Source organism: Shewanella schlegeliana, from assembly GCF_016765635.1.
Classification (GTDB): domain Bacteria; phylum Pseudomonadota; class Gammaproteobacteria; order Enterobacterales; family Shewanellaceae; genus Shewanella; species Shewanella schlegeliana.
This window is the reverse complement of record NZ_JAESVD010000006.1, coordinates 372,333-383,672: the sequence shown is the minus strand read 5'-3', so window position 1 is coordinate 383,672 and position 11,340 is coordinate 372,333. Positions and strand designations below refer to the sequence as shown.

Below are 11,340 nucleotides of genomic sequence, written 5' to 3'. Positions count from 1 at the left end.
TGAGCTAGCGGAACTCATCAGGGATCAAGGCTTAAGCCTTAACTAGAATCCGAATAGATGGCTGCAATACCAACTTTGAATTCAATGACAATTTAGCTTGCACAAAACGGAGCGTCCATAGATGTTAAGTGCAGGGAAATATGAGCCAATCAGCTTCACAAGCGAGATCATTTTATCGAGATGTAGCCAAACAAAAATCGGTTTGGGGAATTAGAGATGATAAAGGTATTCCTGCACCGTTGGGTGATAATGGTAAAAGGGCTATGCCTTTCTGGTCTACTAGAAGCAGAGCAGAAAAAGTAGTTTCGACTGTAGATGCCTATAAAGGATTCGAGATATTTGAACTGAGCTGGCAAGAGTTTCGAGACAAGTGGCTTATTGGTTTAGATAAAGATGGACTGTCTGTAGGGGTTAATTGGTCTGGCTCTAGGGCAACGGGCTACGATGTTGAGCCACTTAATGTAAAAGAGTTAGTTGAGTATGAGCTCAATAAACAAACAGGCACTTAACAAGGGCAGGCAAAGGACCTCCGGCAATTGTCACCTTTTGTGCGGTGGAGCTGCACAAAAGGCGCCAATCGCCTCCGGCCGCTGCTGCCGGCGTTATCTTTCTTTTCAGCTATTGTCATAATCCATAAGATCAATGGGTTATATCGAATGGTAACGAAAGGTAACAATCCCTTTTTTCTTCGACATTTTCCTGTAGAATCGCGTTTATTATTAGCTGTGCTGACGGGAGGAATACGATATGAATATATTTAACGTTGAAATTTCCTCTATCTGTCATTCTCAACCTCTTCAGACTCACGCAGTCGCGATATATCTCCCCTGCAATTTATAACCTGAATCATGCGCTCAGCGCTCTATAGTTCTGAGCTGCTAGAACGTTACTCTATTACTTGGTTATTATTGGAGGGGTTATGTCCCTTTTTGTTGCCTCCCAAATATTGGTTGGCTTGGCTGCGTTATTCGATATTGCATCGTTTCAGTTTAAAAATCGTACGCTTCTTTTGTCGGCATTAAGCATATCGGCATTATTGATTGCCGCGCATTTCGCGCTACTTAATGAGTGGACGGCGGCATGTTTGCTGGTCATAGGAGCATGCCGATACTTAGCCGGTATCTTCATTTCAAACCCTAAAACAAAGTGGCTGTTCTATTTTGTTACTTTGTTAGGTACGGTTTTTACTTTCAGTGGTTTAACGAGCGTTCTGAGTTGCACTGCATCGCTATTGCATACGAAAGCTTCGTTTAGTAGCGATGACAAGCTAATGCGTTGGCTGATGGTTATTGGGACAGGAGTATGGGGTGTGCATGATGTTATAGTTGGCTCACCAGTAGCGGTATTAATCGACGTTTTATTTATTGCAAGCAGTGCCATTGGTTACTACAGAATACATGTCAAAATTCCATGCCTTAAAGTTTAACTGATTGTTTTTATGTTAGTATGTGATAGATCTGAGGGGGCAGAGTAAACTTTATTTGCTTGCCATATTTTTTCTTATCCCACGACCTAGCTTTAGACTCCTTACTCTAACGCATTTCTGTCCAATAATGATTTAGGGCTTTAGTCATAACTCCAAGTGGCAAAGATTATGTCTTTCTAACTCAGTGTAGATACGGCTGAGACCGTCGAAAACATGGTGAGAGATAACGAAGTTATCAAGCTTTCGAACGAGAGGCAGGATGGCGAACTGGCCTTTAAACATGGATGTTGTTTGTTTTCGTTGAGCTCACATGGCCAATTCAGTTCCATACTGAATTTGGCATTCCCTCTACCCTTGGAGGTCAGATGTGCTTGCAGCGAGTCTCAGAAGTGTCTGCACATACGCCGGCCGCAGGCCATTGGAACCAGGTTTGTTGGATGCCACTCTCAGTTAAAAATATATCGAGTCTTTGTGGGCTTTGTTACCAAACGAAGCTTGATTTGGCTTTAAGAGGTCGTCGAGCTGCAAGCTCCAGCAAACTTTTGTCCAAAAACGAGTTAGAAGCTAGGCCAAGTTTTCTGTCCAAAAACGAGTTAGAAGCTAGGCCAAGTTGTCTAGTCCCGCAAGGCTAGTCTCGTTGATACTTGCCAACTAATCGGTTCATGCCTATTAAGTGAGGTTCTACCTTGGCTAGCAGTTCTCGCATGCTTAAACCTTCGGGGAGAGCCAATTCTTTATCTAATGCCAAAACCCAAAAGTAATACAGGTGTGTGCCATGGCCTTTCGGTGGCATTGGCCCGCCGTAAGCGCCTCGTCCAAAATCGTTCAGTCCTGAGGTATAGAGTTTACTGTTCTCTTCAAGTTGACGAATATCTGATGGGATATTGTAAACAAGCCAATGCACAAAGCCGTATGAGCCGTCTGCGCTGACTCGGGGGGCATCGGGATCGTGACAGACAACGGCAAAGGATTGGCAGCCATCAGGAATGCTTGTCCAGCTGAGCTGTGGGGAGCTGTTTTCAGCCTCTCCAGTGTGTGTTTTAGGTATTTCACCTAGCTGTTCAAAAGCTGTGCTGGTTATGGTGAGATCGCAAAGCGCAAAGGCCATTGATTTGCTCCTTAATCTTAAAGCTTTAACTTAAGTCGTTATTGTCGCTATTGGCAAGCATACTAGTCATTGAGAATATCGTATAGCTACGCTGTTAACCTTTCTCCTAGCATCTGCTCTGTTTGAGGAGCAGGTGCTTGGTTAGCGGTACAATCCATTTGCACGCTTATGGCGCGGCTCCACTCAAAAAGGCTGTTTTGTGATACCTCATGAACAAGGTAACTGGGTTGAATAGTCTCAATTAGATTGGCGAGTTCGACATGATTAAATCCATTGTGTGGGTCTAAGTGAGTAATATGTTCCAGTGCAACGTCAAATTGCTCCCAAAAACCATTACAGTTTTCATAGTGCGATGGTGAGTGGTGAGAAAGGCAAGTGCTATGCTGTTCATGATTGCTTGGCTTACTGCTTAAATTACTGTTGAGATGCAGTGTCTTTATCTCTTGGTTCAAATCGAGCTGCTGCAATCTGCGTTGTAAAAATGCAACGGCGTCAGTTTCATTGGTGAGCTTAGAATTTGTCGACATCATGTGGCCTGTATCGAAACAGATCCCACACTTGTTATGGTTAACCAGCGTTCTCAGTTTGTCATATTCGCATCGACTTTCTAACCGGAAGCTCTGCTTCCACCACATGTTTTCAAATAGCAGCCAACCTTTAAAGTGACTCTGACTAAGGGCTAGATTGAGTAGTTCGCTACAAGCATTGAGTGTATCGTTCAGTGTCCAAGGGAACTGCTGGCAAAACAGATGCTCCATATCGCAGTCCATGGGATGAAACACCACATAGGGGGTGTTAAGCTCTGCGGCAAGATTAAGCTGACTGACCATAACGTTGACGATATGGTTGGCATCGGTGCCGCCATAGAATTGCTCAACGGTTTTCCAGTCACCAAAGATCTGCATTAATCGTTTGCTATCGTTATATAACAGCGGCGTTAAGATTGGAAAGGATTGCAGATGAAAACCACCGACTAACCCTGTGGGAATATCTTTGGCATTAACGCAGCCGTGGGGATAGATCTCAAACCCTGATAACTGCATATTGCTGAGCCATTGACCCGCGCTTGCCCATGAATCGAACAGGTGGCCAGGTTTTGGGGTCACAGTAATATTGGCTAATTGCTGCATCACTTTTCCTTGCTGCTTGAATACTGACTTTTTAACCAGAGACTGCATGTTTTATTGGGAACGACCTATCTTAGATTGTTACCAGTCCAGACCTTTACGAGCCATCAGACCCTGATGAAAGGCATGTTTTTCTGGACGCACTTCACTCACTGTGTCGGCAAGTTCTTTCAGCTCACGGTGTGCCGCGCGGCCTGTGATGATGACCGACATCTCTTTGGGTCTATTCTTAAGTGCGTTAAGGATGTCATTCAGTTCAAGAAAATCCCATGTAATCATGTAGGTAAGTTCATCTAGCAGCAGCATGTCCAGCTCGGGATCTTGCAACCAAACCTTGGCTTGTTGCCAGGCTTGCTCGGCGGCTAACTTGTCTTTAGCTTTGTCTTCACTGTTCCAGCTAAAACCGGTGGCCATAGTATGAAAGGGGACATTGAGAGACTCGAGTAAGTTGCGCTCGCCACATTCACCAACGCCTTTTACGAACTGCACGACAGCCACTTTCTGTTGGTGGCCCAGGGCGCGAGTGGTATTACCAAAGCCTGCGGTTGTCTTACCTTTACCGTTACCTGTGATCACCAATATTTGACCGCGCTCTTGTTGCGCGTTTTGTATCGCTTTCTCGACATTCTCTTTATGTTGTTGCTGTTTTTTCGGGTGATAACTCATAGAGGAGCCTTACTGTTTTTAAAGTATTGGTTTGAAAGCATTAGTTTGAAATTGGGCTTTGAAAGTAGTAAATAACCAAAAATATTAAGCCTGCGATCTCGATGATTTGCTGCGTTGCGCCCAAAGTGTCGCCGGTATAGCCTTGAATATGACGCTGCATCAGCTTAATCAGACCGATAAATGTCGTTAGCCAAACGGCAAGTAACATCAGCGCGCAGCTTATGGGTAAAAGCAGTAGGGGCAGAATGCCGCTAACGCATAGGATTATTCTGTTGCTAAAGGGTAACGGAGCATCTTTTTGTGGCGTTTTATTGTTACTGTCTTCTCTGGCATAGGGCAGGTATACCGCTACTAAGCCCGCGATGGCACGGCTGCCAGCATGGCACGCAATCAGACTGATGCAGGCAATATCGAGTGGTAGTTGAATGAGTGCAGTTACCTTAATTGCAAAGGCAGATACCAGTGCCAAAACACCATAGGCGCCAATTTGACTGTCTTTCATGATGGCCAGTTTTCGACTTTTTTCCCAGCCACCGCCAAAGCCATCACAGAGATCGGCGAGCCCATCTTCATGAAAAGCGCCGGTGAGCACGATGATCAACACAAGGGTCATCACTACTGCAAGTGCTTGACCCATTACTGTCGTTAAGATATACAGCAATGTTGCAGCAATGAGTCCTATCAACAAGCCAACTAAGGCAAACCAGCGACTCGACTGAGCGATTGCGGCACTGTCTTTTGCCACCCAAGCAGGCATAGGCAGCCGTGTTAGAAAACTTGCGGCTGCTAGAATAGCGCCAAGATGACGCTTCATCTTGATGCCCCGTTGGCCAAATTAGATGGCTCTCGCTTCGACTGGTATTGATCACTTTTTTCTTTAAACCGCTCTTGACTAACTTGTCCCTGAGAAAGCCTCCCTTGAGAACGCTGCCCTTGAGAGAGTAGGCCTAGAAACAGTTGGCAAACCAGTTGAGGTGAGCTGGGCAGGTACCAATGCACGTAGGAACCAAGGGTGTTTTTGTAAACAAACACTGGCTCTTGCATCTGGGTTTTACCCGACTGAGATGCAATTGCAATGGGCGCTAGATCAACACTCGATTTCGAGTAGTGAAAGCAGTGACCTGTGAGCCTATAACCATTAATCTCGGCGCTAAGCATACCAAGTCCTTGCAGTGAGCTCTGCATGCTTGCGCTCCCGGGGAGTGCACCAACCATCGGCGCCGTTTCTTGAGCATTTGTGCCTAATGTTTCAAGTAAATAGAGCATGCCACCACACTCGGCGAGTGTTGGTTTATTATTGTCGATATGTCGCTTAATCGACTCACACATAGTGGTGTTGTCACTCAGCGCGTTAAGGTGCAGCTCTGGGTAGCCGCCAGGTAGATATAGGCTATCAGCTTCTGGCATTGCCCCATCGTGTATGGGGGAGAAATAACGGATGCTAGCGCCTAATGACTGCAAAAGCGTGATGTTATCATGATAGATAAACGAAAAGGCGGCATCTTTGGCTACGGCGATTGTCTGTCCTGTTAATGGTCGAGATTGTGTTTTTGACCGTGATTGTGACAGTGATTGCGATAAGAGTTCTGATGATAAAAATGCGCTGTTATCGTCCTGTTCAAGCTCAAAACTGACAGCTTCGAAGCAAACAGGTTCAGGCAGTGGAAGCTCACAGTTTTCGCCCAGTACCTTCGCCGTGTGCTCAAGCCATTCATCTATCGCTTCAATCTCTTGTGCTTGTACTAGCCCTAGGTGGCGCTCGGGCAGGGCAAGGCTTGGATCCCTAGGCATCGCGCCGCAAAAGGTTATGCCATTAGGTAGGCTATCTTTTAGCATTGCTGCATGCCCTGGGCTGCCCACATAATTAGCGATAACACCAAACAGGTTCACCTCTTTTTGATAGTGAGCCAGACCATAGGCGATAGCGCCGAAGGTTTGCGCCATTTTGTCGGCGGGGATCACTGCAAGCATGGGAATACCAAACTTGGCTGCAAGACTGGCGCTGTTATTCGCGCCATCAAACATGCCCATCACGCCTTCCACTAAAATCAGGTCGGCCTCAATGGCGGCTTGATAGAGATGTTGCTTACAGATACTTTCGCCCATCATGCCTAGATCAAGCTGATGCGCTGGCTGTCCGCTAGCGAACTCATGAAAAATAGGGTCGATAAAGTCAGGCCCGGTCTTAAATACCCGGACATTTTTACCTTGGTTTCGCCAGTATCTAGCCATAGCAGAGACTAATGTGGTCTTGCCGCTGTCGCTACTTGGCGCCGTTATAAACAGTGCAGGGCAATAGGCTTTATAATGACTCATGCCTTAAAGCCCTCTAGTCCATCAAATAACAGATTAAGATCCAGTGACTGCTCAAGGCTGTCGGCAAGTCTATTAAGGTTATCTTCTCTTAGACTGGTCATATCTTGTGCCTTGTTTGGTTTATAGCCAGCCCAGTTAAGCAGGGCGTTGCAGGCGAGTGGTTCATCAAACACGCCATGTAGGTAGGTGCCGAGCACTTGATCATTTGGGCATAGCGCGCCATCGGCGTAAGCGTTGCTGTCTTTACCGAGTGTGATGGATTGTCGCTCGTAAACTTTGCTGACGCCAGCATGAATTTCGTAGCCTTTAACCGGATAAACGTTACCGTTAAGGGAAAGCTCACCATTAATTTGCTTAAGGGTTTTGCACTTCTCTAGTGTGGTGCTGATATTGAGGTAGCCAAGCCCATCGCACTGGCCAGCTTCACTTTCGATGCCGTGGGGATCGTCAATACAGAGTCCTAGCATCTGATAGCCGCCACAAATACCGATGATCTTGCCGCCAAACCTTAAATGACGGGCGATCTGTTTGTCCCAGCCCCTATCTCTTAAGGCTTTTAAGTCGCCGCGCACGTTTTTAGAGCCAGGTAAGATGATTAGATCGGCTGCCGGCAGAGGATCCCCTGGTTTGACAAAGCAGAGATCGACACCCGGATGTAACCTAAGCGCGTCAAAATCAGTATGGTTGCTTATTCTTGGTAAGCCTGGCACCACTATTTTAAACTGACAGTCATCGTCGAGTTGCTGCTGATTGATCGCATCTTCTGCTTCTAAATAGAGTCCGTGAAGATAGGGCACAACGCCAAGAACAGGCACGCCGGTTTTTTCTGTTAACCAAGTTAGGCCACTTTCAAGCAGTGATACATCGCCCCTAAATCGGTTGATGATAAAGCCTTTAATCAGTTTCTTCTCATCAGCACTGAGAAGATCATAGGTTCCGTAAAGGTGGGCAAAGACACCGCCTCTGTCGATATCCGCGACTATCACAACGGGGGTGTTTGCAGCCAAGGCAAAGCCCATGTTGGCAATATCATGTTGACGAAGATTCACTTCAGCAGGACTGCCCGCACCTTCCACCAGTCTAGCTTGAGTATCTTTGCCTAAAATCTCAAAGCTCTCTAACACCATCTCTAGCAACTGAGGTTTAAAGCTGTGGTAGCTAACGGCATCCATATCTTCAATGGCTTTACCGCGAATGATGATCTGCGCTCCAGTATCGGTATTGGGTTTTAGTAGAACCGGATTCATATGCACACTTAAGGGCAGGTTACAGGCCTGAGCTTGTACCGCTTGAGCGCGTCCAATCTCACCGCCATCAGGAGTTACTGCGCTATTGAGAGCCATATTTTGTGGCTTAAAGGGAGCAACTTTTATGCCTTTTCTAGCCAGTACTCGGCAAAGGCCGGCAACCATAACACTCTTGCCTGCATCGCTGGTGGTGCCTTGCACCATTAATTTAAAATTGCTCATGCAATGTTTCTCTCTAGTAAGGCTTTTCGCTGTAAGGAAAAGTGTTCCTCAAGTGAAGGTGACAAATTTATAAAATGATTAATATGAAGCTCAACGGCCTGCTCTAGTGAGGCAATGATCTGCTGCTCACTGAAGCCAAGTGCCTCTGCAATCACTAGACAGCCGCCTAAGCCACAGCCTTCAACCACGACTCCCTGCTCATAAACATTGAGGCATTCAAGTCGTGATGCATTAAAGCTGGTGGCGTTGGCATTAATTTCATCGTTGGCATTAAAATGATTTAGCAGATGAAAGCCATCTCCCTGAAGTACCCAGCGGGTAGTGGAGATCTTCACCGCTTGATTAAGATGCTTAGCCTCTCTTGACGCGAGTAACGGCGCGACGAACATCATGCCACCAGCAAAATGGGGCAAGGATAGTGAACTTGGCCATTGGCGGACCAGTCCACAGATCGCCTTTTGAATATCATCATGAAACCGAGTGTCGCCAAGGATCACGTCGAGATTAAAAATAGGATTTTCTGCCTGATAGGTTTGCTCAATTTGCACTAAAATCTGTGATTTGCTGGCTAACTTATTTTTGTCCAGCGTACTTCCAGCAGGCGATAAGCGAAGGCCTGTGAGCATCCTCAGCCAGAAAGTTGAAAAGGTAGTCCCCCCTACGCCGCACTCGGCCAAAATGCTAATGCAACCTCGCTCTGCTTGAGAGATTAACGTGGGTAAGAGTTGCTGGTTTACTAACTGATCGCCATTGCAGTTAACGCCACCAAAGTGCTGATTAATGCTTAGCCAATCTTGCTCGGTCACTTGAGGTTTTGGCACATTGAAGTTGAAGCTATTAAACTCAATCTGGTAGCCAGCTTGATAAAACATTTTGAGTAAGCCACGGCTTAGTACAGCGGGACTGATCCCGCGATTGGGCAGTAGTCCATTACCACGAGCTGATAAGCCTGGCAGTGGGGTTTGACTCTGGCCGCAGACGATAAGCTCGGTATCTCTGGTTGGAGTTAGGTGCATTAGGTTTTGGCCAGCACCAGCATCTGATAGCTGATGCAGGCTAGGTAATTGAGTCGCCGCACCGTTTAAAATATTGAAACAGATGGTTTTCATTTAATTATCCTGCAGAGTGTGTTGATAGACACAAGGGTTGTGAAAACCTTGCAGTTGCGGCCAAAGGGTGCCCGTCTCATCGATATAGGTGTTGAAATGTAATAGTGCTGCGTGATCGAGCTGGATCTGGCTTAGGTGCGCGTTTCCTGCTTGGCGGCTATTGAGTAGCCAAGCCAACACCATACGCATCACACCGGAGTGGCTAACAATTAACAGCTGTTTTCCTGGGTATGCACGACTGAGCGTGTCGATACTGGAAGTAATTCGATGTAGCAGGGCTTGGCTGGACTCGCCAGCTGGCGGAATATGCTCGACTGGCGCATGCCAAAATTGGCTGTACGTTGGCTCAGTACCATGACTAAGATGCTGATTTGGCTGTTGCCAAAGCGCTGTAATAACTTGACCGTCCCAAAGGCCAAAATCTAACTCTTGCCAGTCGTCATCAAGGATTAACTGACAGTTACGCTCATCTGCCAGTTGCTCTGCATAACCCCGGCAGCGCAGGAGTGGCGAGCTGATAATAAGATGGAACTTAAGCGTGTTGGCGCTGCTGTGCATCTGTTGCCAACCTTTGTCGGTGAGCGGCGGATCGGTGCGTCCAAGTAAGCAATTTGCCTGTTCGGGCTGACCGTGGCGCAGTAGAGTAAAGTGGGTATAGCTCATCTTAAGCGACTCCCGTCTGCGCGTAGTCGCTCATTTGCCTTTTAAGATTCAAGTTCCGTTTAGTCGGAGTTTTTAATGGAATCGCCATTCCGGCTTGGCAAAAGCAAACCCAGTCAGCAATCGCCGCAATTTGCTGGTGCATTAGACCGTTGAAATTGACAAACTCTTGGCTCATCTCATCTTCTGGGATCTGGCTTTGACCGACTTCGGTGCTAACCAAGATGATGTGGCACTCAAGCGCAGCCAATGTGTGGCAAAGCAGGTTGATTTGAGCGGCTAAGTCATTTTGTGCCATCAACTGATTGGTCAGCCAAAGGGTGAGGCAGTCGACAATAATCACACTCTGTTTACGGTCAAGTTTTATTAGGTTTTCGGTCAGTTCGAGAGGGACTTCAGCCGTTATCCAACTGTGAGGGCGCTGCTGCTGGTGTAGGGCGATTCGTGTAGCCATAGAGCTGCTGGCTCTGGCCGTTGCAATGTAGGTTGTCGGCAAGGCGGTATTTATCACCTCTTGCTCGGCTAGCCCTGATTTACCACTTCTGGCGCCACCAATATACAGGCTGATCATAGTGCCACCGCCGCTGGAGCTGTGACTTGTTGGCTGCGAACGCTATCGACGATGTCGCACACCAGTTGCATACCTTGTAGGACGCGTGGCCCGGTTCGATGAACAAGATCGCCTTCAATCGTCACGATCTGCTTATTCGCAACGGCGGGGATCTCTGGCCATTTTCCCCAGTTCACCGCTTCTTGATCGCTATTACCATGGTATACCGGCTTGATGATCAGCTCTGGAGTCGAAGACAGCACTTGCTCAAGGCTGACTTGAGGATACTCACTGACGCTATTTGCGAAGACGTTATTGGCGCCGCAGCCTGTGAATATTTCATTCATCCAAGGGCTGGCTGTAGTCGTTAATGGCATAGGCCAGATCTGGTAAAACAGGTTAACTGGCGCCCGGTGTTGATAGGTCTGCTTAAGCGTTGCGAGTGTGTGGGTAAACTTCTCGGCACTTAGCTTTGCCTCAATGTTATGCCCAGTCAGTTCCCCAAGCTCAATAAGGCGCTCGGGGATCTGTTTAAGCTCACTGACGCTGGCATCGACGACCTTAAAGCCTAACTCTCTTAGTCTTGATTGCATGCTCGCCGTCGTGGTGCCGCTAACGATAATGGCATCAGGCTGTAGCAACATGATTGCCTCATAATCGATAAAATCGTGACGACCAATACGACGGATTTGATTGGCCGCGCTAGGGTAGTCGGCATAGTCGACCGTACCTATGATGTTTTCGCCAGCACCGATTTCAAATAGCATCTCAACGGCATGGGGAGAGAGCGCAATTAAGCGAGGTTGTGCCTTTGCGCTAGCAGGTAAGCTGATGCCGAATGTAAATAACAGACTTATGGCTATGGCTGTTTGTTTAGAAATAGAAAACCTAAAAGGTAGATATTTCATC

At 47.1% G+C, this 11,340-nt stretch carries 12 protein-coding genes; 2 read left to right on the top strand and 10 right to left on the bottom strand.

Annotated features, from left to right (window positions below; translation table 11 throughout):
• The first annotated feature begins 140 nt into the window (after positions 1-140).
• Together JMA39_RS12965 and JMA39_RS12960 are read left to right on the top strand one after the other, a co-directional pair.
• The gene (locus JMA39_RS12965) at positions 141-509 is read left to right on the top strand and encodes a DUF2750 domain-containing protein (protein ID WP_202722273.1); all 369 of its coding nucleotides are present in this window, start codon (positions 141-143) and stop codon (positions 507-509) included.
• 410 nt (positions 510-919) lie between these two features.
• Positions 920-1,426, top strand: a complete 507-nt coding sequence (locus JMA39_RS12960) for a YgjV family protein (protein ID WP_202722272.1) — start codon at positions 920-922, stop codon at positions 1,424-1,426.
• A 628-nt stretch (positions 1,427-2,054) separates the two neighbouring features.
• On the opposite strand, the gene JMA39_RS12955 is transcribed toward JMA39_RS12960, so the two are convergent.
• The 10 genes from JMA39_RS12955 to JMA39_RS12910 all read right to left on the bottom strand — a co-directional run bounded on the left by JMA39_RS12955 (position 2,055) and on the right by JMA39_RS12910 (position 11,339).
• On the bottom strand, positions 2,055-2,534 hold the full coding sequence (locus JMA39_RS12955) for a YbhB/YbcL family Raf kinase inhibitor-like protein (protein WP_202722271.1): 480 nt from the start codon (positions 2,532-2,534) through the stop codon (positions 2,055-2,057).
• Between the two features lie 86 nt (positions 2,535-2,620).
• Entirely contained in the window at positions 2,621-3,664 is a 1,044-nt protein-coding gene (locus JMA39_RS12950; RefSeq protein WP_202722270.1) for a TIM barrel protein, read from the bottom strand.
• 78 nt (positions 3,665-3,742) lie between these two features.
• A complete protein-coding gene (cobO, locus tag JMA39_RS12945; protein WP_202722269.1) occupies positions 3,743-4,327 on the bottom strand; it encodes a cob(I)yrinic acid a,c-diamide adenosyltransferase in 585 nt (194 codons plus the stop codon).
• A 40-nt stretch (positions 4,328-4,367) separates the two neighbouring features.
• Positions 4,368-5,141, bottom strand: coding sequence for an adenosylcobinamide-GDP ribazoletransferase (gene cobS / locus JMA39_RS12940; RefSeq protein ID WP_202722268.1), 774 nt, complete (start codon positions 5,139-5,141; stop codon positions 4,368-4,370).
• Positions 5,138-6,643, bottom strand: coding sequence for a cobyrinate a,c-diamide synthase (locus JMA39_RS12935; protein WP_202722267.1), 1,506 nt, complete (start codon positions 6,641-6,643; stop codon positions 5,138-5,140). Before JMA39_RS12935 ends, cobS begins: the two co-directional genes overlap by 4 nt.
• On the bottom strand, positions 6,640-8,112 hold the full coding sequence (locus tag JMA39_RS12930; RefSeq protein WP_202722266.1) for a cobyric acid synthase: 1,473 nt from the start codon (positions 8,110-8,112) through the stop codon (positions 6,640-6,642). Before JMA39_RS12930 ends, JMA39_RS12935 begins: the two co-directional genes overlap by 4 nt.
• On the bottom strand, positions 8,109-9,221 hold the full coding sequence (locus JMA39_RS12925) for a nicotinate-nucleotide--dimethylbenzimidazole phosphoribosyltransferase family protein (protein WP_202722265.1): 1,113 nt from the start codon (positions 9,219-9,221) through the stop codon (positions 8,109-8,111). The genes JMA39_RS12930 and JMA39_RS12925 overlap by 4 nt, the downstream gene beginning before the upstream one ends.
• Complete coding sequence (locus JMA39_RS12920) at positions 9,222-9,884, bottom strand: histidine phosphatase family protein (protein ID WP_202722264.1); 663 nt, start codon at positions 9,882-9,884, stop codon at positions 9,222-9,224. It abuts the gene before it with no gap.
• Position 9,885: 1 nt separating this feature from the next.
• A complete protein-coding gene (gene cobU / locus JMA39_RS12915) occupies positions 9,886-10,452 on the bottom strand; it encodes a bifunctional adenosylcobinamide kinase/adenosylcobinamide-phosphate guanylyltransferase (RefSeq protein WP_202722263.1) in 567 nt (188 codons plus the stop codon).
• On the bottom strand, positions 10,449-11,339 hold the full coding sequence (locus JMA39_RS12910; RefSeq protein WP_202722262.1) for a helical backbone metal receptor: 891 nt from the start codon (positions 11,337-11,339) through the stop codon (positions 10,449-10,451). The genes cobU and JMA39_RS12910 overlap by 4 nt, the downstream gene beginning before the upstream one ends.
• Position 11,340 lies beyond the last annotated feature (1 nt).

Bases quoted from the DNA above. Each gene is read 5' to 3' on its own strand.
- JMA39_RS12965 (WP_202722273.1), top strand. From the start codon at position 141: ATGAGCCAATCAGCTTCACAAGCGAGATCATTTTATCGAGATGTAGCC.
- JMA39_RS12960 (WP_202722272.1), top strand. From the start codon at position 920: ATGTCCCTTTTTGTTGCCTCCCAAATATTGGTTGGCTTGGCTGCGTTA.
- JMA39_RS12955 (WP_202722271.1), bottom strand. From the start codon at position 2,534: ATGGCCTTTGCGCTTTGCGATCTCACCATAACCAGCACAGCTTTTGAA.
- JMA39_RS12950 (WP_202722270.1), bottom strand. From the start codon at position 3,664: ATGCAGCAATTAGCCAATATTACTGTGACCCCAAAACCTGGCCACCTG.
- cobO (WP_202722269.1), bottom strand. From the start codon at position 4,327: ATGAGTTATCACCCGAAAAAACAGCAACAACATAAAGAGAATGTCGAG.
- cobS (WP_202722268.1), bottom strand. From the start codon at position 5,141: ATGAAGCGTCATCTTGGCGCTATTCTAGCAGCCGCAAGTTTTCTAACA.
- JMA39_RS12935 (WP_202722267.1), bottom strand. From the start codon at position 6,643: ATGAGTCATTATAAAGCCTATTGCCCTGCACTGTTTATAACGGCGCCA.
- JMA39_RS12930 (WP_202722266.1), bottom strand. From the start codon at position 8,112: ATGAGCAATTTTAAATTAATGGTGCAAGGCACCACCAGCGATGCAGGC.
- JMA39_RS12925 (WP_202722265.1), bottom strand. From the start codon at position 9,221: ATGAAAACCATCTGTTTCAATATTTTAAACGGTGCGGCGACTCAATTA.
- JMA39_RS12920 (WP_202722264.1), bottom strand. From the start codon at position 9,884: ATGAGCTATACCCACTTTACTCTACTGCGCCACGGTCAGCCCGAACAG.
- cobU (WP_202722263.1), bottom strand. From the start codon at position 10,452: ATGATCAGCCTGTATATTGGTGGCGCCAGAAGTGGTAAATCAGGGCTA.
- JMA39_RS12910 (WP_202722262.1), bottom strand. From the start codon at position 11,339: ATGAAATATCTACCTTTTAGGTTTTCTATTTCTAAACAAACAGCCATA.